The sequence below is a fragment of the Evtepia gabavorous genome, assembly GCF_003425665.1.
GTDB lineage: Bacteria > Bacillota > Clostridia > Oscillospirales > Oscillospiraceae > Evtepia > Evtepia gabavorous.
Genome location: NZ_QQRQ01000017.1, coordinates 16,561 through 41,468 on the forward strand (window position 1 = coordinate 16,561; position 24,908 = coordinate 41,468).

Sequence of the window (24,908 nt, forward strand, 5' to 3'; positions counted from 1 at the left end):
CAATCTGGCCTGTAAAAAAGTCTATCGCACAACGTTCTCAAAGGATAATGGATCTCTCTGTTTTAGTCAGATCTATACTAATTTACTTATAGTCACAAAAAAATGTCATAGAAATCGTGTTATCTTTTAAGATGTACCATCAAGATTCCATTTTCTCTTCTATCATAAAACCATCTTTTAATGAAAAGGTGGTTCTATATGACAAAAACAGAGTCTACAATCCGGTTCCTCTTCGGAGCCTCCCGCAAGGACATTCGTCCCCTGGTCCACGCCGTGGACATCACCATCAAACTGATGTTTTCCCAGGGAATCCCCATGGACGACATCCGTGTCACCCATGCGGTCTATCCCCAGGTCGCCAAAAGGCTGAAAACGCGTTCCGGTGCATCTCCCTCTGCCAAGACAACGGCCCGGCGGATACAGCGGCTGGCCAATGCGTGCTGGGACGCCCTCGTGGAAAGAAATCTGGTAAAGGAATTTCTTGGTACTTCCCTCCGCGATCTTCAGGCACCCAGAGACCTCCTCTTCTACTTGGCTGCCTTTTCCCACTTAGGGATTCCCTTCTTTGAGGCAGTCAAGCGCTACCCCGAGCTGCTCTTTTGGCCCGGACAATGGTGGGATGACAAGGCAGAAACCCACCCCCATACTTGAACCCGTTCCAGCTATATGATATCATAAGCGCACAGCAGACAGAAAGAAGGGATTCCCATGGAAAAACGCAACCAAGCCCAGCTCCATGCAAAGCCAGTACACCGCGACAGTTGCATGGAGTAAGTACGGTCGCAGAAACAGGCTGGCTTTGCTGCTTGATCACGAACTGCAAGGAGGAAGCCCCCTGTGAAATACATCAACGCAAAGTTTCTTCTCCCTGACGCGCTGGTAAAAGAGCTGCAGCATTATATCCAGGGTGGGTATCTCTACATACCCACAGACCAGACGCAGCAAAAATGCTGGGGAGAAAAATCCGGCTACCGGCAGGAATTGCAGCAGCGAAACTGCCGGATTCGAGCGGCACGTCGGCAAGGCGCCTCGCTGGAGCATCTGGCAGAGCAGTACTGTCTGTCTATCCATGCCATCCGGAAAATCATCTACCAAAAATAACCGACGGGGATCGCGATAAGGCGGTCCCCGTCTTTTTTATACAAATTGGTTCGGCACGATTTGGTAGATAGAAACCCAATAGGAGCCGTGATACCCTGGAGAAAATCCCCCGGCTTGCGCCGAGAAAGGAACCCTTCATGTGCATTCGATTTGTATATCGTGGCGACGACATCATCACCGGCTTCAATTTCGACATTGACCCGGCCGTATGGGACCATCAGATCGTCACCGCGCCCGACCGCTTCTACCTTGGTATTCTGCGGCCCGACGGGCTGCGCCACGGCTATCACGGGGTCCATCAAAATGGAAACACAGGGACCCTGCTCTATGTCCACGGCAACCCGTCGGGCCGATACCAGGCAGGCTCCGACGCTCTGACCATCTCCGATCTGACCGAGCAATTTATTCAGGCACAGATTTCCTGGGAGGAAGCCCTCTCCATCGTACAGACCAAAAAAATTGTCTATGCGCCGGACGCCACCATGCAGGCTGTATTATCCGACCGCTACGGACGCACACTGCTCATCGAGCCTGGAATCGGCAGCCGGGTAGATACCGGAACCTATTCCCTGATGGCCAATGCCTCTCTACTATCCCCGGAGAGTACCCGTCCCTGGCTCCTACCGGGAGACAACCGATATGAGAAAGCCGCCCAGCTTCTGGCCAAGCAGGGCCGCCGCTTTTCTGTCTCCGACGCCTTTGCCATCCTCCGCGCTGTCCGGCAAGAGGGGCTGTGGGCCACCAGGGTCTCCTTTGTCTTTTCCGCCAAGCAACGGACGGTTTTCTATGCAGAGAATTCCCATTTCGATTCCATCCAAACCTATCAGTTCCCGCCAGTGTGAGAGAAAGGAGCCCCTATGCACCCAGAGAAACGCTACCCCCGCACAGGAGACCGGGAGACGGTCTACCTGAAGCAGGTCATTACAAATCCCAACATTCGGGTGGGTGACTTTACAATGTACCACGATTTCATACACGACCCACGGCAGTTTGAACAAAATGCGGTACGGTACCACTACCCTCTCAACCACGACAAACTGATCATCGGCAAGTTCTGCTCCATCGCCTGTGGTGTGCAATTTCTCTTCAACAGTGCCAACCACACCAAGAAATCCCTGTCCACCTATCCCTTTCCCCTCTTTTTTGAGGAATGGGGCCTGGATATCCGGGATGTGGCCTCCGCCTGGGACAACAAGGGGGATATCGTCATCGGCAATGATGTATGGATTGGCTACGAGGCCATCCTCTTAGCCGGCGTCACCATTGGGGATGGGGCTGTGATAGGGACCCGCGCCTTGGTAACAAAAGACGTGCCCCCCTACACCATCGTAGGCGGCACACCGGCCAGGGTTCTTCGCAAACGATTTTCAGAGGACACCATCTCCGCGCTGCTACGCCTGAAATGGTGGGACTGGCCAATAGAGCACATTCAACGGTATATTCCAGAGATACAATCCGGGCAGGTCCACCCCCTGCTCTCTGCACATCCCGAATAAAAATGTGCCGCAGGACCAGATGTCCTGCGGCACCTCTGCTTTCTTGTTGGTTGGCACTTACTCCTGCGCCGCTCCGTCCGCAGCGGCCTCCGGCCGTTCACAGCTGGTGATAATTCCACCTTCCAGCTCAAAGGTCGCGGTTTTCACAATATGGGACTTGCCCACACGGATTTCCTGGGTTCCCAGCTCACTGGACAGGTTGTCCTTCACGGTACCCTCAATGGTAAAGACCAGGTTATAGGTCCCGGCATCCACCTGTGTCAGGGTCTCAACCCCTAAATTCGCATTCCACATCATCGCATAGGTGTCATGCTCCACCGGGGTCGCCGTGACATCGGTCACAGACGCATCCAGCAGTTCATTGGCCGCCATCAGCTGGCTGGGGAGCTGCTTCTGAATAAATTCATACACCTCCGGCTCCACGCCCTTGACCTCCACGGTATATACCACAGCCTGTCCCTCTCCAGCCAGGCCGCCGGGGCTTCGGACCAGGAGCTTATAGCCAATCAAAGCCAAAACCGCTACAATGAGAAGGATGGCAATCAGGTCAATGATATTGAGCTTGCCAAAAATCTTCCCTTTCTTATCAATCATGCTCATAGGGTACCTCCATTGCTTGACCATTCTTTCAAACCACTGTATAATAACATATTACATTATATTCTACAAGTCTTTTTTCGGAGGATCTCCCATGAAAGTACTCCATTTAATCAGCGGCGGGGATACCGGCGGCGCCAAAACCCATGTCCATACCCTCCTGGCCGGGCTTACGCCGCGGATTCAGGTAAAAATGGTTTGTTTTACCGAAGGGCCCTTTACCCAGGAGGCCCGGGCACTGGGCATTGACACCGAGGTAATTCCTGGCCGGAACTTCTTCGCCAACCTGAAAAAGCTGTCTCACATGGTGCAGGAAGAGGGGTTTGACCTAATTCACAGCCATGGGGCCCGGGGCAACATGATGGCGGCTTTCCTGTCTAAACGGACCGGCCTCCCCACCGTGTCCACGGTACACAGTGATTACCGTCTGGACTACCTGGGGCGCCCCCTCTCCCGGCTGACCTATGGTACCATCAATACACTGGCTTTGCGGAAGCTGGACTACCGGATTGGAGTCTCTGACGCCATGGTAGACCTTCTGATCTCCCGAAAGTTCGACCCGGAACGCCTGTTCTCTATATACAATGGGTTGGATTTTACCCCCCGTACCCCAGCCATGAACCGGGCGGAATACCTCCGTTCCGTGGGGTTGGAGGCAGACGAGACCTGCGTTGTGGCCGGGATCGCCGCCCGTCTGAATCCCGTCAAAGACATCGCCACACTGATTCGCGGCTTTGCCAAAGCCCACAGAGCTTTCCCCGCCCTGCGGCTGCTCATTGCCGGAGACGGGGAGGAGATGGCCAACCTAAAGCAACTGGCGGCGGACCTGGGCGTGGCCAAAGCAGTCTGTTTTGCCGGATGGATCTCAGACACCGACTCCTTTTACAACGCGCTGGATATCAATACCCTGACCTCCATCTCAGAGACCTTCCCCTACGCCTTGACCGAGGGAGCCCGGGCCGGTCTACCCACCATCAGCAGTAAGGTGGGTGGCGTCTCCTACCTGATTGACCACGGGTCCAACGGTTTCCTCTTCCCGCCAGGAGAAGACCAAGCCCTGGCGGATCATCTGCTCACCCTGGCCCGGGACCCCGACCTGCGCAAGACCATGGGGCAGCGCCTATATGAAAAGGCAAAAAAGGAATTCTCTATAGAGGCCACCGTTCAGCGGCAGCTGGAAATCTATGATTCCATTCTCCGCTATGAGAAAAACGGCCGAGACCGGGTGGTCATCTGCGGCGCCTATGGCCGGGGCAACGCCGGAGACGACGCCATCCTGCTGGCCATTCTCACAGAGCTTCGGTCCATTGATCCGGATCTCTCCTTCCAGGTTTTTTCCCGTAATCCCATGGAAACCCGTCAGACCTACCGGGTCAACGCCTTTTACACCTTCCACATCTGGAAAGCGATCTACTATTTCAAGCGGGCGAAGTTCTTCATCAACGGCGGCGGTTCCCTCATGCAGGATGTCACTTCGTACCGCTCCCTGTGGTTCTATCTGTGGACCTTGGCAACCGCCAAACACTATGGATGCCCTGTCATCATGTATGGCTGTGGCATCGGCCCCATCCGAAACAATGGAAACCGGGCCCGGGCCGCCCGGGTGATGAACCGCTCGGTGGACTCCATCACCTTGCGGGACCCCGACTCGCTGAAGGAACTGGAGGTTCTGGGGGTGACAGAGCCTAAGATTGCCCTGTCGGCGGATACCACAGTGAGCCTGCCCCCCGCTTCCCCTGATATCATCGACGGAATCTTGGACAGTCGGGGCATCCCCGCCAATGGAAACTATATTGGCTTTATTCTCCGCCCTTGGCCAGGTTTTGAGGAAAAGACCAAAGACATTGCCGCTGCCGCAGATTATGTCTATGAAACCTACGGCCTCACGCCAGTGTTCTTTCCCATCGAGCCTCGCTTGGATGTGGCGGCCGCCCAGCGGGTGATCCACTGGATGAACGCCCCCCATTACATTCTGACAGAGGCCTATACTGCCGCCCAAACCATCGGAATTCTCTCCCGTATGAAGGTGGTCACCTCCATGCGTCTGCATGGGCTGATCTTCGCAGCTGGGCAGGGTGTCCCCTTGGTCGGGATCGTCTACGACCAGAAGGTCAGTTCCTTCCTCTCTTACATTGGGCAGGACCTTTACGAAGATCTAAACCGCCTGACCGCAGACAAGCTGAAGTCTCTGATTGACGGCGCGGTTTCCCGGGGAAAGAACCCGGCGCTTCTGTCTGAAAGCGTGGAAAAACTGCGCCGGATGGATGAAGTCAACCGAAAGGTCCTGGAGGAGTACGCCGCCCAGAAAAAGAATCCGGCTGAATAAGCGCGAAGCGTTCGCCCCGTTCCGGGCGAACGCTTTTTCTCTTCTGTCTGAAGAAATAAAAATAGCCAGGGCAGAGATGCGCTCCGTCCTGGTTACTTTTATCACTTCAAAGGTTCCTTCTGTGCATAGGCCGCCAAATCCGCCAAAGCCCCTTGCATTCCCTCCACATCTTCCTGGGCCTGGGAAAACGCGGCCCGGACGGAATCCAACTCCGTCTCTGCCGAAAAGAGGGAGGTATGCAGATCCTCTTTGAGGCGCTGGCAGCGGGCTTGCAGTTCCAAAATCCACCGAACCCCCTCCGCCCGAATTTCCGCCGCCTGGTCCTGGGCAGATTGGATGATCCTCTGTGCCCGCTCGTGGGCAGAAACCTCAATGTCTCCCGCCGTGTCCTTAATCCGCCGCCAGGATTCTGCCCCTGGCTCCAGGTCATTGACCTTCTCCCGAAGGGCAGCCACCTGGGCTTCGGCCTCTGCCAGCGCCGCGGTGATCTTTTCCTGGGCCTGCCTGCTCTCCGCCAGGGTCTGTTCGAATGCCTCCCGGTCCGCAACCGCCTCCGCAGCCTTGTTTTCTGCCTGCTGGGCTCGCGCCTCTGCCTGGGCACGGGCAGCCTGTTCCTCCGCCAGGGCTTGTTCCAGCGCCTGCTTCTGCGTCTGATTTTCCCGGGTGATGCGCTCCAAATAGTCCAGGACATCCTGGCGGTGAAATCCACCGAACGCCGCGCTCCGGAACTGCCCTGTATTCTCGTTCATAGTGCTTCCTCCTACCAAAGGAACCGATTCTCCCCTTCACAGAACCCATCGGCAGAGTCCGGGGAGCTTCTATCATCTTTGCCCCTTATCTTACCATAGGATATCCGCCAATACAATCATTTTTCCCGGAAAACCTCGGCAATCTCCATATTTCATTGACGGGAGTGGAAGAGGATGATATAATTTTTTATCGCTTGTATGGGCTGCGGCCTTCCAGCCGCAGTTTATTTCCGCAGAAACGACTGCGGGAAAACACCGGCCCCAGCAGGGCCAGGAAGAGGGAGAATGGACATGTGGGCGTCAACTGGTTGGAAAGACTATGAGCTGCTGGACTGCGGCAAAGGGGAAAAGCTGGAACGCTGGGGGTCTTATACCTTAGTGCGTCCTGATCCCCAGGCCATCTGGAATACCCCCCGCCGTCACCCTGGCTGGAAACGCTACGATGCCCGCTATGCCCGCTCCCATACGGGAGGGGGACAGTGGGTCAAAAAGGATCTGCCCCAGCGATGGCAGGTCCGCTATGGGGCCTTGACTTTCAATATTAAACCCATGAACTTCAAGCACACCGGTCTCTTTCCCGAGCAGGCCGCCAACTGGGACTTTGCCATGGAGCAGATCCAGCGGGCCGGCCGGCCGGTCTCCGTATTGAATCTCTTTGCCTACACCGGCGCGGCCACCCTTGCCTGCGCAGCCGCTGGGGCCTCTGTCTGCCATGTGGACGCGGCCCGGGGGATGGTCAGCTGGGCCCGGGAAAACGCCAAGAGCTCTGGTCTGGAGGACGCCCCCATCCGCTGGATTGTGGACGACTGCGCCAAATTTGTGGAGCGGGAAATCCGTCGGGGCCGGCGCTATGACGCCGTTATTATGGACCCCCCCTCCTACGGCCGAGGGCCCTCCGGGGAAATTTGGAAGCTGGAGGAGAACCTATACCCCTTTGTGGAGCTGGTCACCGGTGTGCTGTCCGACCGCCCCCTCTTTTTCTTAATCAACTCCTACACCACGGGGCTTGCCCCGTCGGTGCTGACTTACCTGTTGGAAACCCTTCTCTCCCGCCGATATGGCGGCAGCACCGTCAGTGATGAGCTGGGGCTTCCTGTCACCCACAGCGGCCTGATGCTCCCCTGCGGCGCCACCGGACGCTGGACCGCAGAGGGAAAGTGAGGAACAAGCCATGGCAACCATGATCAAAGCCGAACACCTGACATTTTGCTACCCAGACGAGCCGGCAGATCATCCGCCGGTACTGGACGATGTCAATTTAGAAATCGAGGCCGGCTCCTTTGTGGCCATTCTGGGGCACAACGGCTCCGGGAAATCCACCCTGGCCAAACATATGAACGCCCTGCTGACGCCAACGGCGGGAAAACTCTGGGTGGAGGGCTTGGATACCGCAGACCCGGAAAATCTCCTGGCTGTCCGCGGCAAGGTCGGGATGGTCTTTCAAAACCCGGACAACCAGATTGTCGCCAGCGTGGTCGAGGAAGATGTAGCCTTCGGCCCGGAAAATTTGGGGGTTCCCCCGGCGGAGATCCGGCAGCGGGTGGACACCGCGCTCCACATGGTGGGGATGTATGACCTGCGGGAGCACTCCCCCCATCTTCTCTCCGGGGGCCAGAAGCAACGGGTGGCCATCGCCGGCATCATTGCCATGATGCCACGCTGCATTGTGCTGGATGAGGCCACCGCCATGCTGGACCCAGTGGGCCGGCGGGAAACCGTGGACACCATCCGGACTTTGAATGAAAAATACGGCATCACCGTGATCCTGATCACCCACCACATGGACGAGGCCGCCCAGGCACAGCGGCTGATCGTCATGGCCGGGGGGCATATCATCGACGACGGTCCTCCCACTGAGGTGTTTCAGCATGTTGACACCCTGCGAAGCGCCGGTCTGGCGGTTCCAGAAACGGTGGGGCTGCTCTATGAGCTGAAAAAGGAGGGTCTCCCTGTCCCCCTGGATGCCATCCGCGATGAGGACTGCGCCGCCGTACTGGCGGGTCTTTTGCAATAACATCCCGTTTGCAAGGCAAATTGTGAGGAGTAAAAGGTTTGGAACCAATCATTGAAATCAAAAACTTAACCCATATATACAGCCCCAACACCCCTTTTGAGCAGCGGGCCCTGGATTCCGTGAACCTGACCATTTATCAGGGGGAGACCCTTGGCATCATTGGACGCACGGGTTCTGGAAAGTCTACCTTGATCCAGCATCTCAACGGCCTGGTCCGTCCCACCTCGGGTCAGATTCTCTTCGAGGGACAGGATATCTGGAGCAGCAAGGAACTGACCCACACCATCCGTTTCCAGGTGGGGTTGGTTTTTCAATATCCGGAGTATCAGCTGTTTGAGGAAACGGTGTACAAGGACATTGCTTTCGGACCCCGCAACATGAAGCTGGACGAAGGCGAAATTGACCGGCGGGTGCGTCGGGCTGCTGCTTTTGCCGGTCTGCGTGACGAAGTTCTCTCCCGCTCCCCTTTTGAGCTCTCCGGCGGCCAGAAGCGGCGGGTGGCCATTGCGGGGGTCATCGCCATGGAGCCCAAGGTCCTCATTTTGGACGAGCCCACCGCCGGTCTGGACCCGGCGGGCGCCGCCAGCATTCTGGCCAATATTGAGACCTACCGGCAGGCCAACCACGCCACCGTTATCCTTGTCAGCCATTCCATGGAGGATGTGGCCCGACTGGCTGACCGGCTGGTGGTGGTCAGTCAGGGGACCCTTCCCTATGTGGGGACCCCTCGGGAGGTCTTTTCCCACGGGGAAGCCTTAGAGTCCATGGGGCTGGCTGTCCCCGCCATGAACCGGGTCTTTTCCCGGGTCCGGGCCATGGGAGTGGACATCGACCCGGCGGTCTACACCGTCGAGCAGGCCAAGGCGGCCATTCTGGACGCCTTACGGAAGAAGGGGGGACGCTAAGTGGCACTGAAAGACATCACCCTGGGCCAATATTTTCCCGGTCATTCCTTCATCCACCGTCTGGACCCTCGGGCCAAGATCATCTTTACCGTGGTCTATATTGTCGCTATCTTTCTGTGCAAGGCTTTGGTCTCCTACGGTTTGGCTCTGGTGGTCCTGCTCCTCCTCATCGCCATCTCCCGGGTGCAGCCCAAGGTTTTCCTAAAGGGAATGAAACCCGTCATCTTCATTGTGATCTGTACCGCCCTGCTCAACCTTTTCTACACCTCGGGGACCGTTCTCTGGAGTTTCGGCATCCTCAAGATCACAGAGGAGGGAATTTGGAAGGCCGGTTTCATGGTGCTGCGGATTTTGATGCTGATCGCCTGCACGCTCCTGCTGACCTACACCACCTCCCCCATTCTCCTGACAGACGGCCTGGAACGGCTGCTGCGTCCTTTGAAAAAGGTCCGCTTCCCCGTCCACGAGCTGTCCATGATGATGAGCATTGCTCTGCGGTTTATTCCCACTCTGATCCAGGAGACCGACAAAATCATCTCCGCCCAGAAGGCCCGGGGAGCTGACTTCGACAGCGGAAACCTAATGCAGAAAGCGAAAGCCCTGATCCCCATCCTCATCCCCCTCTTCCTCTCCTCCTTTCGCCGGGCAGAGGAACTGGCCATCGCCATGGAATGCCGCTGCTACCACGGGGACGAAGGCCGCACCAGCCTGCGCCAGCTGACCATGCACGGGCGGGACTGGGGCTTTGTGGTCTTCAGTGTGCTGCTGTGCGCGGCCATAGTGGTGCTGCGCTGCTTTGGGCTGTAAGGGAGGGATTCGGATGCGCAACATTGCTTTGACGCTGATGTACGACGGCACCGCCTACCACGGCTGGCAAGTGCAGAAACGGGATGTCACCGTGGCGGAAACCCTGGAAAAGGCGCTGGCCCACGTAGTGGGGCATCCAGTGAAATGCACCGGTGCCGGCCGTACCGATGCTGGGGTCCACGCAGAACGGTATGTGGCCAATTTCCGCACCACTTCCTCCATTCCCTGCGACCGGATTCCTCTGGCGGTCAATACCCGCCTGCCAGGAGATATCGTGGTCACCAAGGCAACCCAAGTGCCAGAGGACTTCAATGCCATCGGCAGCTGCCAGCGGAAAGAATATACTTACCGGATCTATAATTCCCGCATTCGCAACGCCTTTCTGGTCAACCGGGTGTGGTTCTACCCCAAACACCTGGACGAAGAGGTGATGGCTCGGGCGGCCCAGCATTTTGTGGGCACCCATGATTTCGCCTGTGTCCGCTCTGTGGGAACGGAAACCAAAACCACAGTCCGTACCGTCCACTACTTCACCATCACCCGGGAGGGAGATATGATCTCCTGCCGGGTCTGCGCGGACGGCTTTCTTTACAATATGGTCCGGGCCATGGTGGGAACCTGCGTCTACGCCTCAGAGGGAAAACTCTCCCCCGATGACATCCCCGGCCTGCTGGAAGGGCGCAACCGCACCGATGCCGGCCCCACAGCCCCTCCGCAAGGGTTGTATATGACCAACCTGTGGTACCCCGTTCCCAACCTCCCCTAAGCATTCCCAGACCCCCCAGCCCCAATGGAGGTGTGCTATGAATAAGCTGAACAAGCTGCAAGATCTCAAAACAACACTGACGCAGAAGCAGCGGATCATCCTGTTGGTGGTGGCAGTTGTGGTCGTCCTTGGGGCCCTGACTGCCACAGTTTTTCGGGACAACGCCGCCAGCTTCCTGCGCTGGATGACCTATTCCCAAAAGGACGACGATTTTCCCCACAACGCCCAGTCCAACAGCCTTTTTCTGGGCATGGGCGATGACCTGCTGATCTGCACCCAGACCCAAATTCAGTTGGTCTCCCCCACGGGAACCGCTCGTCTGAAGGAGACGGTCAACATGAGTTCCCCCGCCCTCAACGCCTCGGGAGACTACGCTGTGGTGTATGATGTGGGCGGGCAGGAACTGAACGTCATCGGCCAGGGTGCCCTGCTCCACAAGCTGTCTCTGTCGGAAGAGGAGTCCCTGCTCTGCGCCACCGTCAATGAAAAGGGCTGGGTTGCCGTGACCAGCAAGGTCAGCGGATATAAGGGGGTTGTCACGGTATACAACCGGGATTTTGAGGCCGTCCTCACCATCCGTCTGTCCAGCCGCTATATCTCCGACGCAGTGGTCACGCCAGACTGCCGGGGTGTCTACCTGATCTCTCCCGGTCAGGCGGAGGGCGCTTTTGAAAACACCCTCCTCTACTATACCCTTTCCTCCCGGGAAGAGCCCACCCGCACCATCTCTCTGGGGTCTAACGTGGTCCTGTCCATCCGCAGCGCCGGACGGTGCTGGATTTTAGGGGACAAGAGCCTGCTAATCCTGGATTCCAGCGGAGTAATTACTTCCTCCTATGACTATGACGACCAGTATCTGAAAATGGGCTCCCTACAGGGCAATGGCTTTGCCACGCTTTTCCTCTCGACCTCTTCCTCTGGAACCGCAGGAACCCTGGTGACGGTGGGGACCGATGGAAAGCCCTACGGAGAGCTGGCCCTGGACGGGCAGACCCTCGCCCTGGCGGCGCAGGGACACAAGGTTGCTGTGCTTACCACCAGCGAGGTCATCTCCGCAGACCGCAAGTTGGACAGCTACACCACCAGCCCCAACCAGCGCGGCGTCCGCAACCTGGCCGTTTATGAGGACGGCAGCGTGGCGCTGATCAACAGCGCCGCCGTGAGCCTCTACTTCCCCTCCAACGGCACCAAAGTGGACCCCAAGGCAGACAGCAGTGAGGGGACTTCGTAATGGAACTCACCGTTTCCCTCCTATTGGACCTGGTGATTCTGGGGCTACTGCTCTACTGTCTGATCCAGGGCCTTCGCCGGGGCTTCATCCTCACTCTCTGCTCTCTGTTGGCCGTTTTGCTGGCTTTCCTCGGCGGCTGGTATCTGGCCACCCACGCCGCCCAGCCCCTGGAAGAGAAACTGGAACCGGTCATTCTCCATGCCATGCTCGCCCAGGAGGAATCGGAGGCCGCAGATTCCCCGGAGCAGACAGACTTACCATCCCAATCCGAACAGGCCAACCCATCCGAGAATGGACTGTTTCATCGCTTTCCCCAATCCCTCCAGGATCAGCTGACCCAGACAACAGAGGACTGGAAGCAGGCGACTCGTGCCGAGCTGGCTGCCGCGGCAGCTGGGCTTTTGGCCAGGTCTCTGCTGTTTTTGGCCGGTTTCTTCGGCGTTCTGATCCTCTGGCTCATTCTCTGCCACACTTTGAATCTGGTGGCCAAGCTGCCTGGGCTTCACCTGCTCAACAAACTGCTGGGGGGGCTTCTGGGGCTGATCAAAGGCCTGCTCCTGCTGATGGTTGCCCGCTGGATTCTCTGTGACCTGCTGGGGTGGATTCCGGCGTCCATTGCAGCGGAGAGCCGCCTGCTCCCCCTCCTCTCCTCCTTTTCCATCTTCTCCCTGCTGGGAGGATAACTTTCCAATCATTCACATCTAATTCATAAACCCATGTTAGGATAGCATACTACTAAATCATGACACCCCACAAAGGAGTGAACCCGCCTATGAAACCAACGCTGTGCAGCAGATGCAAAAAAAATGTCGCCGTGGTCTTTATCACCCGGCTGGACAACAACGGACAGGGAGGTCAGAATGAAGGTCTCTGCCTGAAATGCGCCCGGGAGCTGAATATCCGCCCGGTTACTGATATGATTGAGAAAATGGGCCTGAGTGATGAAGATTTGGAGGGACTGACCTCTGAAATGATGTCGGCCTTTGAAGGGGCCGAAAGCATGGAAGGCCTGCTGGGCAACCTGTCCGGCGCCCTGGGCGACGCGGCGAACAGCAGCGACGACGACGAGGAAGAAGACGGACGGACTGCCACCTTCCCCTTCCTGAACAAGCTCATGGGAAACTTGGCCAACCCCGATGGGGAGAAAAAGGAGGACGCGCTGCCCGATGTCTCTCCCCAGGCCGCGGATGGCGGCCGCAGTGTCCGCGAGGAAAAAACCGAGCGCAAAAACCGGACCAAGCGGAAATTCCTGGAAAATCACTGTATCTCCCTCACCCGAAAAGCCGCAGAGGGAAAGTTGGATCGGATGATTGGACGGGATCAGGAGCTGGAACGGGTCATTCAGATCCTCAACCGCCGCCAAAAAAACAATCCCTGCCTCATCGGAGAACCCGGCGTGGGAAAAACCGCCATTGCCGAAGGGCTGGCGATGAAAATCTATCAGGGTGACGTTCCCTACAAGCTCAAGGACAAGGAGGTCTACCTGTTGGACTTGACTTCCTTGGTGGCGGGAACCCAGTTCCGCGGCCAGTTTGAAAGCCGCATGAAGGGACTGATCGAGGAAATCAAGAAGCTGGGCAATATCATCCTGGTCATCGACGAAGTCCATAATCTGGTGGGCGCCGGGGATGCCGAGGGCTCTATGAATGCCGCCAATATCCTCAAGCCCGCCCTGTCCCGGGGAGAAATCCAGGTCATTGGCGCCACCACACTGGTGGAGTACCGGAAATATATTGAGAAGGATTCCGCTCTGGAGCGCCGCTTCCAGCCCGTGATCGTCAACGAGCCCTCCATTGAGGATGCCGTGGAGATCATCAAGGGCATCGCCCCCTATTACGAGTCCTTTCACCATGTTAAAATCACCCCTGACATCGCCCGCCTGGCCGTGCTCATGTCGGAGCGCTATATCACCGACCGCTTTCTGCCGGACAAGGCCATCGACCTCATTGACGAGGCCTGTTCCGATGTCAATCTGCGGGACAAAAATCTGGCCCGCAGCCAAGAGGTCCAAAAAGAGCTCAACGACATCGCTGTTGAGCGGGAGGTCATGGTCGCTGATGCCGGGGACCGGGCGTATGAGCGCCTGGCAGAACTGCGGAGCAAAGAGCTCCAGCTTTTACAAGAACAGCAGGAACTGAGCCGGCAGGAGGCCCCTTCCCTGACTCTGGAGAGCCTGTCCCGCGTGGTTGAGCTTTGGACCAAGATTCCCGCCAGCACCATCCAGGAGCAGGAATACGAGCGTTTGGCCAAGTTGGAAGACCGCTTGAAGGAGCACGTCGTCGGCCAGGACGAGGCCATTGCCGCCGTCTCCGCCGCCATCCGCCGGAACCGGGTGGGGGTCACCTCCAAACGGAAACCGGTGTCCTTCATCTTTGTGGGCTCCACCGGTGTGGGAAAGACAGAATTGGTCAAACGGTTGGCCGAGGATCTCTTCCATGCACCGGAGTCCCTGATTCGCCTGGACATGTCTGAGTTTATGGAAAAGCACTCCGTCTCCCGGATCATCGGCTCTCCCCCCGGCTATGTGGGCTATGATGAGGCCGGTCAGCTGACCGAGAAAATCCGCCGGAAACCCTATTCCGTGGTCCTGTTTGATGAGATTGAGAAGGCCCACCCCGATGTCCTGAACATTCTCCTGCAAATTCTGGACGACGGACATATCACCGACGCCCAGGGCCGGGTGGTCAACTTTGAAAACACTGTGATTGTCATGACCTCCAATGCAGGCAGCGACAGCAGCGCAGGACCGCTGGGCTTTGGAAAGACCGCCAATGAACTGAACAAGGACAAGGCCATGAAGGCCCTGCAGCAGTTCCTGCGGCCGGAGTTTATCAACCGGGTGGATGAGGTCATCTGCTTCAACCAGCTTTCGGAGGAGAATTTCCGCGCCATCGCCCGGATTATGCTGCAGGAGCTGCAGGAGGTTCTGCAGGAAAAGAATCTGACTTTTACCTGGGACGAAACCGTGCTGGATCAGTTGGTGAAGGATTCCTATTCTGCCGCCTATGGCGCCCGGAACCTGCGCCGGCACATTCAGAAGAGCCTGGAGGACCCCATTGCCACCAAAATCATCGAGAGTTATCTCCATCCCATCACCGCGTTAAAGGCCGTGGTGGAGAATGGAACCATTGTCATTCACGCTTTGTAATACCGCACAAACGCCCCGCATACCTTTCCCGTGTGCGGGGCGTCTGTTTGCATGCTTACCTATCAGCAGCGAAAAAGATTCCCCTGGGTGCGTCAGCATCCAGAGGAATCTTTTCCACTTTATCGTTGTTATCGTTGGGTGCCCAGGAAAAAAAGCGCCAGGGTTCCCAGGCCGGAGTGGGCGCCAATCACAGGGCCCACATCCCCAATGGTGACAGAGACCACGTGCAGTCGCTCTTGGATCATCGCCGCCAAAGCCCGCGCCTCGTCCAGACAGTCTCCATGGCTGATGTAAATGCGTTGATTCTGGGGGTCTATGGCACTCTCCTCCATGTGTTTGAGCAGTGCCTCAATGGACTTTTTCCGTCCCTTGGCCGACTCCATGGGCACCAGATGCCCCTGGTCATCCACGTGGAGCACTGGTTTGATATTGAGCAGGTTCCCCACAATCGCCTTGCCGGCGGAAAGGCGCCCGCCCCGGCGGAGTTGGCTCAAATCTCCCACTGTGAACCAGTGGCACAGATGGGGAATCGTCTCCCGGACAAAGTCCCGGACCGCTTCAATGTCCTTCCCCTTTCGCTTCTCCTGCACCGCCAAGTCCACCAAAAGGCCCTGTCCCATTGAGGCACACAGGGTATCCACCGTGATGACCTTGGCCTCTGGAAATTCCTCCTGCAGTTCCTCCGCCGCCATGGCGCCATTGTGATAGGTCCCGCTCAGTCCAGAGGAAAAACCCAGGTACAAGACGTCCTTTCCCTGCCGCAGAAAGGGCAAAAAGCAGTCCTTGAACTCCTCCACATTGGGCGCAGAAGTCTGCGCCGGTTCTCCCCTGCTCAGACGGGTATAAAAGACATGGCTCTCTGGGGCCTCGTCCGGGCAATTTCGGAACCTGTCCTCCCCCAGCTGGACAGACAGTGGGATCACCGTCAGGTCTAAGTCTCGGATCAGATCCTGGCTGAAATCACAGCAGGAATCCGTTACAATTACATACTCTCTCATGGCAGCCGACTCCTTCCTCTTGTTTTTCTTTTACCCAGCGCAGCAGTTGGTATACACCGCAAAAAACTGCAGAACTGTCCCAGCCAAAACAAAGAAATGCCAAATACCGTGGCGATAGGGTTTCTCCTTCTGCCGATAGAAAATAACCCCCACGGTATAGGCCACACCGCCCAGCAGAAGCAGGCACAGCCCTTCCAGCGTCATGTTTCGCCAAATCGTAGGAAGCGCCAGGATTCCCAGCCAACCCATGACAATATAGAGGACCAGGGAGACCTTTTTCCAACGCTTCAAGCTGACCGCGTTCAGGACAATGCCCACAATGCCACAGGCCAAATTGATGCCAAAGATGGTTAACCCAAACGTGCCCCCCACTGTAATCAGGCAGATGGGCGTGTAAGTCCCCAGGATCAGCAGGAAAATGGAACAGTGGTCCAATATCTGAAAAACCTGCTTTCCTTTGGACCGGGGCAGCGCATGATACAGACAGGAGATCAGGTACAGAAGGATCATGGAGCCTCCAAAAATGGCCACGCTGATGATATTCAGCAGGTCCCCTTCCTCCTTCGCCCGAAGAACCAGAAGCACCGTGCCAATGACAGCCATCACTGCCCCGATCCCATGGGAAATGGCATTGAGCACTTCTTCGCCGATGCTTTGGCGGCGGGCGGAGCCGCCGGGATACGCCACGGATTCTGTCATGGTCCGTTCCTCCTTTATTGATTTTCAAATCGGTTTATCTTGTTTTCTATATTAAGAATACCACCGAACCATTCAAAAGTCAACACTATATTATAATTCATACTGAATTATCTTGTTCTCTATACAAGCAATGTCCAATTTTTATAAAAACATTCTCTACCCAAAGGTTTCTCCCCACAAGTGCCCTGGAACATGGAGCCCCGCCTTTGGACGCTCCACTCCCTCTCCAGGAAAGTCCGATTGTCTTTTTACCCGATGCAATCCCAAAATCACGCTCCTTTTTCACCACTCCTCCAAAAGAACGAATTCCTCTTGACTTTTTTGGTGGAGCCTTTTATACTCAGCATAAGGAAAATATTATACTTTTATAATAATATTTTGCATCTTTACTATACAGATAGAGTGAGGATTGATGTTTCATGCCCATGTATCAGCCTGAAATTGAGACCATGTCCCAGGAGCAGATTCGCAAACTGCAAAGTGAACGCCTGGTCAAGCAAGTTCGCCATGTCTATGACAACGTCCCGTATTACCGCGCTAAGATGGAGGAAAAGGGGATCACCCCGGAGGATATCCACGGCGTCGAGGACCTCCATAAGCTTCCCTTTCTCACCAAGAGCGACCTGCGGGACGCCTATCCTTATGGCCTTTTGGCCACTCCTCTGCAAGACTGCGTCCGTATCCAGTCCACCTCCGGGACCACAGGCCGGCGCGTGGTGGCGTTCTATACCCAGCACGATGTGGACCTCTGGGAGGATTGCTGCGCCCGGGCCATTATGGCCGCTGGCGGCACCGCAGAGGATGTGGTCCATGTCTCCTATGGCTATGGTCTGTTCACCGGCGGTGCCGGCCTGCATGGCGGCTCCCACAAGGTGGGCAGCTTAACGCTCCCCATGTCCTCGGGGAACACCGACCGGCAAATCCAGTTCATGTGTGATCTGGGCTCCACCATCCTCTGCTGCACCCCTTCCTATGCAGCTTTTCTGGCGGAAAGTGTGCTGGAGCGGGGGCTCAAGGATCAGATCAAGCTGAAAGCCGGGATTTTCGGCGCCGAAGCCTGGTCAGAGGAAATGCGCCAGGATATTCAGAACAAGCTGGGGATCAAAGCCTATGATATCTACGGGCTCACCGAGCTCTCCGGTCCCGGGGTCTCCTACGAGTGCAGCGAACAGAAAGGCATGCACATCTGTGAGGATCATTTCATCGCGGAGATCATCGATCCCGATACCGGCGAGGTGCTCCCGGACGGCACCAAGGGGGAATTGGTGTTCACCTCCATCACCAAAGAGGCCTTTCCCCTGCTCCGTTACCGGACCCGTGACATCTGCGTTCTGGACCGTACGCCCTGCTCCTGCGGACGAACCCATGTACGAATGGCCAAGCCTATGGGCCGCTCTGACGACATGCTCATTATCCGCGGCGTCAACGTCTTCCCCTCTCAAATTGAAGAGGTGCTCCTGAAGGTCAGCGGCGAGAACATCACACCCAATTATCAAATCATCGTTGGCCGGGAAAATAACACGGATACACTGGATATCAACGTAGAGATGAGTGAGCAGATGTTCTCCGATGATATCCGCTCCGTGGAAACCCTGGAAAAGAAGATCGTCTCCCAGCTGCGCTCGATGTTGGGCATCGGCGCCAAGGTCCATCTGGTCAACCCCAAGACCATTGCCCGCAGCGAGGGCAAGGCCCAGCGGATCATCGACAACCGCAAATTGTAAGGAGGCAGCCCTATGTTAATCAAACAGATTTCCGTATTCATTGAAAACATGCCCGGCAAGCTGGGTGAGGTCACACAGGTTTTAGGGGAAAACGGCATCGACATGAGTGCCCTCTCCCTGGCGGACACCACGGATTTTGGGATTCTCCGTCTCATTGTCAACGACCCGGACAAGGCCTGTCAAGTGCTCCGAAACCACGATTTCATTGTAAAGCAGAGTGACGTGGTGGCCGCTGTCATCGACGACCGTCCCGGCGGACTGACCGCTGTGCTGCAAATTCTCTCCGGCGCCCAGGTTTCGGTAGAGTATATGTACGCCTTTGTGGGCAACCAAGACGGCCACGCTGTGGTGGTGATGCGAACCGACAACGCAGAGACCGCCCTCCAAGCTCTGGAGGACAATCACGTTTCAACCCTGGACCCAAAAGATATCTACCGACTGTAATCTGTCGGCCAGCCCGCCTCCCCGGAAAAGGGGAGGCGGGCTTTTTTCTTGACAGAGGGCTGATATCGTTTTACAATATTATAAAACGATATCAGGAGGTGCTCTATCATGCCCAAAAAATCCATGGAGAACCTGACCGAGTCCATGCTCTATGTCCTCATGGCTTTCCACTGCCGGCCCATGTGCGGCATCGAGGTGGCTGCCTTCCTGGATACCCTGACCAAGGGCCGGGTGCAGATGGGACCGGCCACCCTGTACACCATCCTGGGAAAGTTTGAAAAGGAGCACTATCTCCAGGAGATCCACGTAGAAGGGCGGAAACGCACCTATCGGATCACGGAGCGAGGAGAGCTGGCCTACGCTCAAGAATTGGAGCGGTTGCGAACCTGCCTGGCCGACGCCCAGCGGCTTCCGCCCCCTGCCATCCCCCAGCCGGAGAGCCCGGTGACAGACCCCACCCCCACCCCCACCCATGCCCCTGCCTGAAACCGCAGGCGGCTGCCCCCACAGAAAGGAGTGTCCCATGGCGACAAAAACAAAAACCCGCAGATGGATTCCCTGCCAATCCTATGACCTGGAAGCCATGGAGAGCTGGCTGGAGGAAATGGCCCGCTGTGGCTGGCGGCTGGAGCAGGTGGGCTGTTTTGGCTGCACCGCTGCCTTTGCCGCGGCCGCGCCCCAGATGGTCCGTTACCGACTGACCTCTGCCATGGACGCAGACACCTTCGGCACGGAGGCGTGGCTGGGGCCCTCCGAGGAGTCCCGCTGCCTGTATGCTGCCTATGGATGGGAATACGTGGCCAAACGGGGGCCCTTTTACATCTACCGTACCCGGGACCCGGCCGCTCGGGAGGTGGACACGGACCCCCATACCCAGGCACTGGTCCTCCGCTCCCTCCACCGGCGGGCGCGGGAGAGCTTGCTCACCCTGGTTCTGCTCTTTTTCCTGGTCTATCCCCTGACGCTGAACTGGTGGGAGATATTGCGTACTTTGTGGCAGCACGCTCCCGCTGCCTTCCTGCTCTACCTGATCCTGTTTCTGTGGATAACGGGGTTCTCCCTGGCTCGGGCCCGCCATTACCGCTGCCTGTGCCGGCAGCTGGAGGCCGGGCAGAGCCTGGACCACGGGATCCCCTGGCGTCCCCGGGCCCGCCGGTATCGGCTGGTCAGCGCCCTGCACCTGGGGCTGCTGGCGGCCTGCCTGGCAGTCGCCGTGTGGCTCAGGCTGGGCTGATGAGGGATTACAGCTCCCGCTTAATTTTCTGGATGGCGTTTTTCTCCAGGCGGGAGATCTGGGCCTGGGAAATCCCGATCCGAGCCGAGACCTCCATTTGGGTCTTCCCCTCAAAAAATCGGAGACGGAGAATGTGTTTCTCCCGGTCGCTGAGCCGGTCCATGGCCTCCTTCAGCGCAATTTGCTCCAGCCAGTTTTCGTCGGTGTTTTTCTGGTCCTTGACCTGATCCATGACACAGATGGTGTCTCCCCCGTCCGAGTACACAGGCTCATAGAGGGAGACCGGGTCCACAATGGCATCCAGGGCAAAGACCACCTCTTCCCGCTTTAGGTCCAAAAGTTTGGCAATCTCCTCCACACTGGGCTCTCGCTGGTGTTCCGCCACATATTTCTCTTTGGCCTGCAGGACCTTATACGCGGTATCCCGCATAGAGCGGGACACCCGGACAGAGCTGTTGTCCCGCAAGTACCGCCGAATCTCCCCCACAATCATGGGAACCAAATAGGTGCTTGGAAAAACGTCCAGGTCCACATTGAAATTGTCAATTCCCTTAATGAGGCCCACACAGCCCACCTGAAAAAGATCATCGGGATTTTCGTTGCGCCCGTCAAACTTCTTGATCACACTGAGCACCAGGCGAAGATTCCCCTGAATCAGGGTCTGCCGGGCCTCTTCGCTGCCAGCCCGAGCCTGCTGAAAGAGCACCTTGGCCTCCTCTCGGGAGAGGACAGGCAGCTTCGATGTATTGACGCCGCTGATTTCTACCTTGCTCAGTCGTCCCATATTGGTTTTCCCCGCTTTCATTGTACTGTTTTCAGTATCTCCGCCGGAGAAATCCTTCATTCGGAAAAAGGTCCGCTTTCTTGGGAATCGTTCCTCTGGATTCGATGGATTTTTTCATTTCTTCGGGTTCCATCGGCTCCCATCCCCGCTGCACCGCTTGGGCACAGCAGAAACCACATGTGTTTCCCTTTTTTCTGCCAAAAAAGCGGCGCATGTCAAAATCCCGCGCCGCCTCTGCCTTTCTCCATGAAACAGCAAGGTAAACCAGGAAAAAAGTCCTTGCAATATAAAAAAATTTATGGTAAAATGTTACCCGATTCCGTACGGGTCCAGACAAACGGCCGTGTGCCTGGGGACAGGTTGGCCGCACGGAGGAAGGGCCCGGAGGTACCAACTAAAACAATCAGGAGGAAACAATCCATGGCAGTCGTATCTATGAAACAGCTTCTTGAGGCAGGCGTGCATTTTGGTCACCAGACCCGCCGCTGGAACCCCAAGATGGCAACCTACATTTACACCGAGCGCAACGGCATCTATATTGTCGACCTGCAGAAGACCGTGAAGAAGCTGGAAGAGGCATACAATTTTGTCCGTCAGCTCTCTGAGAACGGCCAGAGCCTGCTGTTTGTCGGCACCAAGAAGCAGGCCCAGGACGCGATCCGGGAAGAGGCACAGCGCTGCGGCATGTTCTATGTCAACGCCAGATGGCTGGGCGGTATGCTCACCAATTTCAAGACCATGCGCGGCCGTGTGGACCGTCTGAACCAGCTGAAGAAGATGCAGGAAGACGGCACCTTTGACATGCTGCCCAAGAAGGAAGTCATCAAGCACATGGGCGAAATCGCCAAGCTGGAGAAGTATCTGGGCGGCGTGGTGGACATGAAGCGTCTCCCCGGTGCTCTGTTCGTGGTTGACCCCCGCAAGGAGCGCAACGCCATCAACGAAGCCCGCAAGCTGAATATTCCCATTGTCGCCATCGTGGACACCAACTGCGATCCCGACGAGATTGACTACGTGATTCCCGGCAACGATGACGCCATCCGCGCCATCCGTTTGATTTCTTCTGTCATGGCCAACGCCATTCAGGAGGGCAAGCAGGGCGCAGATGCCGCAGAAGCTGCCGCTGCGGAAGAGGCTCCCGCAGAAGCTTAATTGACGTTTCTGTGATTTTAGCGGATGCCCGTTGTTTGACGGGCATCCGCCCTTTGGATACTGTTACTATATAATTGGAGGTTTGTTATCATGGCATTTACTGCTGCTGACGTGAAGACCCTGCGTGAAATGACCGGCGTGGGTATGCTGGACTGCAAGAAAGCACTGGCTGAGACCGACGGCGATATGGATAAGGCAGTTGAACTGCTGAGAGAAAAGGGCCTGGCCGCCGCCCAGAAGAAGGCTGGCCGGATTGCCGCTGAGGGTATGGCTTACGCCGAGGTCTTCTCTGACGGCGCCGCCCTGGTGGAGGTCAACGCAGAGACCGACTTTGTGGCCAAGAACGACCAGTTCATTGAGTTTGTCAAGGATGTCTGCTACGTAGTGGGCAAGTGGGGTCCCGTGGATATGGACACCCTGATGACCCTCCCCTATCGCAAGACTGGTCTGACGGTTCAGCAGATGCTCCAGGAAAAGGTCCTGGTCATCGGTGAGAACATCAAGATCCGCCGCTTTGTCCGCTACGACAGCGGTGTCAGCGTTGCCTATAACCACATGAACGGCCGGATCGGCGTGTTGCTGAATATGGAGGTCTCCGCCGGCCTGGAGCAGAATGAAAAGGTTCTGGAGCTGGGCAAGGACCTGGCCATGCAGATTGCCGCCATGAATCCTGCTTTCCTGGACAAGGCCGATGTCAGCCAGGATACCCTGGACAAGGAGAAGGAAATCCAGCTGGCTATGATGGCCAACGATCCCAAAATGGCTGCCAAGCCCGACAAGGTCAAGGAAGGCATTGTTATGGGCAAGCTGGGTAAGTACTATGAGGAGAACTGCCTGATGCAGCAGGCTTTCGTGAAGGAGAACAAAGTCTCTGTGGAGAAGCACGTGGCTGCTGTGGCCAAAGAAGTGGGCGGCTCCATCCAGATCAAGGGCTTCTATCGGTTTGAGAGAGGCGAAGGTCTGGAAAAGAAGGAAGAGAACTTTGCGGAGGAAATTGCCAAGCAGTTGGGACAGGCCTGATCCCTGTTTTCCTCCCTTCACCAGAGAAATAAATGAAAGCGGACCCGAGGAGGTTTCCTCGGGTCCGCTTTTTTCATAGAAATGGAATCAGTATGTTTTAGGGCCTCATCTCTTCACTGCGCAGTGTTATAGATCCTCTTGGCATACTGGATTCCCGTGGGCGTCATAGCCAGTCCCCCCAGTGCGGTCTCTTTTAGCGCACTGCACATGCTGTCCCCCACGGACTTCATCGCCTGGATACATTCGTCCACCGGAATCTTGCTCTCAATTCCCGCCAGGGCCATTTCCGCTGCGGTAAAGGCAATGGATACCCCGGAAACATTGCGCTTGATACAGGGAATCTCCACCAAACCCGCCACGGGGTCACACACCAGCCCCAGCTGGTTTTTGATGGCCATGGCGCAGGCGTGGCCCGCTTGGGTCGGGGTGCCGCCGCACAGCTCCACAAGGGCCGCTGCCGCCATGGCGGAGGCTGAACCGCACTCGGCCTGACATCCCCCCTGCGCCCCTGCAATCGAGGCCTGCTGGGCAATCACCATGCCCACAGCGCCAGCCGTGAAGAGAGCCATCACAGCGGCTTCCTCTGTACACTTTCCCTCTTCCAGCATAGAAACCACTGTGCCCGGCAGGATGCCGCAGGAGCCCGCTGTGGGAGACGCCACAACTTTCCCCATCGCCGCATTGTACTCCGACACGGCCAGAGCCCTGGCAATGGAACGGTTCATAAAGCCGCCGATGATTCCCCCTTCCTGGGCGTATCGCTTCATCTTAAAGGCATCTCCGCCAGTCAGCCCCGACAGTGAGCGCGTCTCCGGCATGGACCCGGCCTGGATCGCCTGCCGCATTACCTGTAAATTTTCCCGCATACGCTGGTACAGCACTTCAGTAGGGAGCTCCATTTCTTCCGCTTGGTCGCGCAGAACCAGCTCCGAAAGCGAGACCCCTGCCTCCTCCGCCGCCGCACACAGAGCGGAAATTGATTGATACTCCAACATAGTTCTTCCCTCTCATCCAACCCGGATCAATATGATGTCAATGATATTGTCAAACGCCCTCAGATGGTCCATGATTGCGTCCGGCACTTCCCCGTCAATTTCCAGCATCATAATGGCTTTTCCCCCTTTTCTGGTTCGGGAAAGCTGAAAATTTCCAATGTTAATCCCCGACGTGGCCGTGTAGTTGGAGACCGCAGCAATGGTCCCCGGCCGGTCCCAATGGACCACCAGCAGCGTATTGCACTGAGCCGTGAAAGTGACCTTGAGACCGTCGATCTCAGTGACCAAAATATTACCGCCTCCAGTCGAGGTCCCCACAATCGTGGTGGCTTTCCCGCGCTCTCCCGTCAAATGGATGCGTGCCGTATTGGGGTGTGCGTCTGGCAGCTCTGTCTCCAGGAAAGAGAAGGAAATTCCCTTCTCTTGCGCCAGCTGGGGGGAACAGCGAATCCGTGTATCATCGGGGCAGAGCCCCATAATCCCCGCCAGCAGGGCCTTATCCGTACCATGCCCCCGATAGGTCCGAGCAAAGGACCCGGAGAGTTCAATGCGCGCCTGAACCACATCCTCCCCGAGAATTTTCCGGGCGATCTGTCCCAGCCGAACAGCGCCGGCTGTATGTGAACTGGAGGGCCCAATCATAATGGGCCCAATGATGTCGAAGACATTCATGCTATCCTCCCCAAATTTTGGTGCACAGAGTTTACTCCTTCAAACG

26 protein-coding genes are annotated in these 24,908 nt (G+C 56.7%); 19 read left to right on the forward strand and 7 right to left on the reverse strand.

The genetic code is table 11. From position 1 onward, the window contains the following. The first annotated feature begins 198 nt into the window (after positions 1 to 198). The 4 genes from DV520_RS09220 (at position 199) to DV520_RS09235 (ending at position 2,597) form a co-directional block, all read left to right on the forward strand. Entirely contained in the window at positions 199 to 651 is a 453-nt protein-coding gene (locus tag DV520_RS09220; RefSeq protein WP_021920215.1) for a hypothetical protein, read from the forward strand. A 186-nt stretch (positions 652 to 837) separates the two neighbouring features. Next, positions 838 to 1,101 (forward strand): CD3324 family protein, encoded by a 264-nt coding sequence (locus DV520_RS09225; protein ID WP_021920216.1) that lies wholly within the window; start codon positions 838 to 840, stop codon positions 1,099 to 1,101. A gap of 137 nt (positions 1,102 to 1,238) precedes the next feature. Further along, complete coding sequence (locus DV520_RS09230; RefSeq protein ID WP_117142533.1) at positions 1,239 to 1,943, forward strand: conjugal transfer protein; 705 nt, start codon at positions 1,239 to 1,241, stop codon at positions 1,941 to 1,943. A 15-nt stretch (positions 1,944 to 1,958) separates the two neighbouring features. Then, positions 1,959 to 2,597 (forward strand): CatB-related O-acetyltransferase, encoded by a 639-nt coding sequence (locus DV520_RS09235; RefSeq protein WP_117142534.1) that lies wholly within the window; start codon positions 1,959 to 1,961, stop codon positions 2,595 to 2,597. A gap of 57 nt (positions 2,598 to 2,654) precedes the next feature. Here the strand turns inward: DV520_RS09235 and DV520_RS09240 are convergent, their stop codons facing one another. Continuing rightward, complete coding sequence (locus tag DV520_RS09240; protein WP_021920219.1) at positions 2,655 to 3,197, reverse strand: DUF4330 domain-containing protein; 543 nt, start codon at positions 3,195 to 3,197, stop codon at positions 2,655 to 2,657. A gap of 91 nt (positions 3,198 to 3,288) precedes the next feature. Here DV520_RS09240 and csaB point away from each other — a divergent pair, with 91 nt between their 5' ends. After that, entirely contained in the window at positions 3,289 to 5,520 is a 2,232-nt protein-coding gene (gene csaB, locus DV520_RS09245; RefSeq protein ID WP_117142536.1) for a polysaccharide pyruvyl transferase CsaB, read from the forward strand. A 101-nt stretch (positions 5,521 to 5,621) separates the two neighbouring features. On the opposite strand, the gene DV520_RS09250 is transcribed toward csaB, so the two are convergent. After that, positions 5,622 to 6,269 (reverse strand): hypothetical protein, encoded by a 648-nt coding sequence (locus tag DV520_RS09250; RefSeq protein ID WP_021920221.1) that lies wholly within the window; start codon positions 6,267 to 6,269, stop codon positions 5,622 to 5,624. A gap of 291 nt (positions 6,270 to 6,560) precedes the next feature. Between DV520_RS09250 and DV520_RS09255 the strand changes: the two genes are divergently transcribed. The 8 genes from DV520_RS09255 (at position 6,561) to DV520_RS09290 (ending at position 15,140) form a co-directional block, all read left to right on the forward strand. After that, the gene (locus DV520_RS09255) at positions 6,561 to 7,430 is read left to right on the forward strand and encodes a class I SAM-dependent methyltransferase (protein ID WP_117142554.1); all 870 of its coding nucleotides are present in this window, start codon (positions 6,561 to 6,563) and stop codon (positions 7,428 to 7,430) included. A 10-nt stretch (positions 7,431 to 7,440) separates the two neighbouring features. Then, positions 7,441 to 8,283: an energy-coupling factor transporter ATPase gene (locus DV520_RS09260; RefSeq protein WP_117142537.1), complete on the forward strand. Its 843-nt coding sequence runs from the start codon at positions 7,441 to 7,443 to the stop codon at positions 8,281 to 8,283. A gap of 38 nt (positions 8,284 to 8,321) precedes the next feature. Further along, the gene (locus DV520_RS09265) at positions 8,322 to 9,188 is read left to right on the forward strand and encodes an energy-coupling factor transporter ATPase (RefSeq protein ID WP_021920224.1); all 867 of its coding nucleotides are present in this window, start codon (positions 8,322 to 8,324) and stop codon (positions 9,186 to 9,188) included. Continuing rightward, the gene (locus DV520_RS09270) at positions 9,189 to 9,995 is read left to right on the forward strand and encodes an energy-coupling factor transporter transmembrane component T family protein (protein WP_117142538.1); all 807 of its coding nucleotides are present in this window, start codon (positions 9,189 to 9,191) and stop codon (positions 9,993 to 9,995) included. 13 nt (positions 9,996 to 10,008) lie between these two features. Beyond that, positions 10,009 to 10,761 (forward strand): tRNA pseudouridine(38-40) synthase TruA, encoded by a 753-nt coding sequence (gene truA / locus DV520_RS09275; RefSeq protein ID WP_021920226.1) that lies wholly within the window; start codon positions 10,009 to 10,011, stop codon positions 10,759 to 10,761. Positions 10,762 to 10,798: 37 nt separating this feature from the next. Continuing rightward, complete coding sequence (locus tag DV520_RS09280; RefSeq protein WP_117142539.1) at positions 10,799 to 11,992, forward strand: DUF5711 family protein; 1,194 nt, start codon at positions 10,799 to 10,801, stop codon at positions 11,990 to 11,992. After that, a complete protein-coding gene (locus DV520_RS09285) occupies positions 11,992 to 12,675 on the forward strand; it encodes a CvpA family protein (RefSeq protein WP_117142540.1) in 684 nt (227 codons plus the stop codon). Before DV520_RS09280 ends, DV520_RS09285 begins: the two co-directional genes overlap by 1 nt. 89 nt (positions 12,676 to 12,764) lie before the next feature. Further along, positions 12,765 to 15,140 carry an ATP-dependent Clp protease ATP-binding subunit gene (locus DV520_RS09290; RefSeq protein ID WP_117142541.1) on the forward strand — a complete coding sequence of 792 codons (2,376 nt, stop codon included), beginning with the start codon at positions 12,765 to 12,767 and terminating at the stop codon, positions 15,138 to 15,140. A 128-nt stretch (positions 15,141 to 15,268) separates the two neighbouring features. Here DV520_RS09290 and DV520_RS09295 read toward each other — a convergent pair whose 3' ends face one another. Next, positions 15,269 to 16,138 (reverse strand): DegV family protein, encoded by an 870-nt coding sequence (locus DV520_RS09295; RefSeq protein WP_117142542.1) that lies wholly within the window; start codon positions 16,136 to 16,138, stop codon positions 15,269 to 15,271. Positions 16,139 to 16,168: 30 nt separating this feature from the next. After that, entirely contained in the window at positions 16,169 to 16,837 is a 669-nt protein-coding gene (gene trhA, locus DV520_RS09300; protein ID WP_021920230.1) for a PAQR family membrane homeostasis protein TrhA, read from the reverse strand. A gap of 425 nt (positions 16,838 to 17,262) precedes the next feature. Between trhA and DV520_RS09305 the strand changes: the two genes are divergently transcribed. The 4 genes from DV520_RS09305 (at position 17,263) to DV520_RS09320 (ending at position 20,239) form a co-directional block, all read left to right on the forward strand. Then, positions 17,263 to 18,561: a phenylacetate--CoA ligase family protein gene (locus tag DV520_RS09305; protein WP_333819551.1), complete on the forward strand. Its 1,299-nt coding sequence runs from the start codon at positions 17,263 to 17,265 to the stop codon at positions 18,559 to 18,561. Positions 18,562 to 18,573: 12 nt separating this feature from the next. Then, complete coding sequence (locus tag DV520_RS09310; RefSeq protein WP_021920232.1) at positions 18,574 to 19,005, forward strand: ACT domain-containing protein; 432 nt, start codon at positions 18,574 to 18,576, stop codon at positions 19,003 to 19,005. A 108-nt stretch (positions 19,006 to 19,113) separates the two neighbouring features. Next, positions 19,114 to 19,491, forward strand: coding sequence for a PadR family transcriptional regulator (locus tag DV520_RS09315; RefSeq protein ID WP_117142543.1), 378 nt, complete (start codon positions 19,114 to 19,116; stop codon positions 19,489 to 19,491). A 37-nt stretch (positions 19,492 to 19,528) separates the two neighbouring features. Beyond that, entirely contained in the window at positions 19,529 to 20,239 is a 711-nt protein-coding gene (locus tag DV520_RS09320; RefSeq protein ID WP_165850082.1) for a DUF2812 domain-containing protein, read from the forward strand. A gap of 7 nt (positions 20,240 to 20,246) precedes the next feature. Here DV520_RS09320 and sigG read toward each other — a convergent pair whose 3' ends face one another. Continuing rightward, the gene (sigG, locus tag DV520_RS09325) at positions 20,247 to 21,023 is read right to left on the reverse strand and encodes an RNA polymerase sporulation sigma factor SigG (RefSeq protein WP_021920235.1); all 777 of its coding nucleotides are present in this window, start codon (positions 21,021 to 21,023) and stop codon (positions 20,247 to 20,249) included. Between the two features lie 420 nt (positions 21,024 to 21,443). Here sigG and rpsB point away from each other — a divergent pair, with 420 nt between their 5' ends. Continuing rightward, positions 21,444 to 22,175: a 30S ribosomal protein S2 gene (gene rpsB, locus DV520_RS09330; protein WP_021920236.1), complete on the forward strand. Its 732-nt coding sequence runs from the start codon at positions 21,444 to 21,446 to the stop codon at positions 22,173 to 22,175. Between the two features lie 90 nt (positions 22,176 to 22,265). After that, entirely contained in the window at positions 22,266 to 23,195 is a 930-nt protein-coding gene (gene tsf / locus DV520_RS09335) for a translation elongation factor Ts (RefSeq protein WP_021920237.1), read from the forward strand. 113 nt (positions 23,196 to 23,308) lie between these two features. Here the strand turns inward: tsf and sdaAA are convergent, their stop codons facing one another. Next, positions 23,309 to 24,190, reverse strand: coding sequence for an L-serine ammonia-lyase, iron-sulfur-dependent, subunit alpha (gene sdaAA, locus DV520_RS09340; RefSeq protein WP_117142545.1), 882 nt, complete (start codon positions 24,188 to 24,190; stop codon positions 23,309 to 23,311). A 12-nt stretch (positions 24,191 to 24,202) separates the two neighbouring features. Then, entirely contained in the window at positions 24,203 to 24,862 is a 660-nt protein-coding gene (gene sdaAB / locus DV520_RS09345) for an L-serine ammonia-lyase, iron-sulfur-dependent subunit beta (protein ID WP_117142546.1), read from the reverse strand. Positions 24,863 to 24,908: the final 46 nt, after the last annotated feature.

What these genes read in the sequence shown, in the direction of transcription:
- DV520_RS09320 (WP_165850082.1), top strand. Translation starts at nt 19,529, where the DNA reads ATGGCGACAAAAACAAAAACCCGCAGATGGATTCCCTGCCAATCCTAT.
- DV520_RS09220 (WP_021920215.1), top strand. Translation starts at nt 199, where the DNA reads ATGACAAAAACAGAGTCTACAATCCGGTTCCTCTTCGGAGCCTCCCGC.
- DV520_RS09255 (WP_117142554.1), top strand. Translation starts at nt 6,561, where the DNA reads ATGTGGGCGTCAACTGGTTGGAAAGACTATGAGCTGCTGGACTGCGGC.
- DV520_RS09315 (WP_117142543.1), top strand. Translation starts at nt 19,114, where the DNA reads ATGCCCAAAAAATCCATGGAGAACCTGACCGAGTCCATGCTCTATGTC.
- rpsB (WP_021920236.1), top strand. Translation starts at nt 21,444, where the DNA reads ATGGCAGTCGTATCTATGAAACAGCTTCTTGAGGCAGGCGTGCATTTT.
- DV520_RS09260 (WP_117142537.1), top strand. Translation starts at nt 7,441, where the DNA reads ATGGCAACCATGATCAAAGCCGAACACCTGACATTTTGCTACCCAGAC.
- DV520_RS09280 (WP_117142539.1), top strand. Translation starts at nt 10,799, where the DNA reads ATGAATAAGCTGAACAAGCTGCAAGATCTCAAAACAACACTGACGCAG.
- DV520_RS09290 (WP_117142541.1), top strand. Translation starts at nt 12,765, where the DNA reads ATGAAACCAACGCTGTGCAGCAGATGCAAAAAAAATGTCGCCGTGGTC.
- DV520_RS09250 (WP_021920221.1), bottom strand. Translation starts at nt 6,269, where the DNA reads ATGAACGAGAATACAGGGCAGTTCCGGAGCGCGGCGTTCGGTGGATTT.
- DV520_RS09235 (WP_117142534.1), top strand. Translation starts at nt 1,959, where the DNA reads ATGCACCCAGAGAAACGCTACCCCCGCACAGGAGACCGGGAGACGGTC.
- truA (WP_021920226.1), top strand. Translation starts at nt 10,009, where the DNA reads ATGCGCAACATTGCTTTGACGCTGATGTACGACGGCACCGCCTACCAC.
- DV520_RS09305 (WP_333819551.1), top strand. Translation starts at nt 17,263, where the DNA reads ATGTATCAGCCTGAAATTGAGACCATGTCCCAGGAGCAGATTCGCAAA.
- sigG (WP_021920235.1), bottom strand. Translation starts at nt 21,023, where the DNA reads ATGGGACGACTGAGCAAGGTAGAAATCAGCGGCGTCAATACATCGAAG.
- DV520_RS09285 (WP_117142540.1), top strand. Translation starts at nt 11,992, where the DNA reads ATGGAACTCACCGTTTCCCTCCTATTGGACCTGGTGATTCTGGGGCTA.
- sdaAB (WP_117142546.1), bottom strand. Translation starts at nt 24,862, where the DNA reads ATGAATGTCTTCGACATCATTGGGCCCATTATGATTGGGCCCTCCAGT.
- sdaAA (WP_117142545.1), bottom strand. Translation starts at nt 24,190, where the DNA reads ATGTTGGAGTATCAATCAATTTCCGCTCTGTGTGCGGCGGCGGAGGAG.
- trhA (WP_021920230.1), bottom strand. Translation starts at nt 16,837, where the DNA reads ATGACAGAATCCGTGGCGTATCCCGGCGGCTCCGCCCGCCGCCAAAGC.
- DV520_RS09230 (WP_117142533.1), top strand. Translation starts at nt 1,239, where the DNA reads ATGTGCATTCGATTTGTATATCGTGGCGACGACATCATCACCGGCTTC.
- DV520_RS09310 (WP_021920232.1), top strand. Translation starts at nt 18,574, where the DNA reads ATGTTAATCAAACAGATTTCCGTATTCATTGAAAACATGCCCGGCAAG.
- DV520_RS09295 (WP_117142542.1), bottom strand. Translation starts at nt 16,138, where the DNA reads ATGAGAGAGTATGTAATTGTAACGGATTCCTGCTGTGATTTCAGCCAG.
- tsf (WP_021920237.1), top strand. Translation starts at nt 22,266, where the DNA reads ATGGCATTTACTGCTGCTGACGTGAAGACCCTGCGTGAAATGACCGGC.
- DV520_RS09240 (WP_021920219.1), bottom strand. Translation starts at nt 3,197, where the DNA reads ATGAGCATGATTGATAAGAAAGGGAAGATTTTTGGCAAGCTCAATATC.
- csaB (WP_117142536.1), top strand. Translation starts at nt 3,289, where the DNA reads ATGAAAGTACTCCATTTAATCAGCGGCGGGGATACCGGCGGCGCCAAA.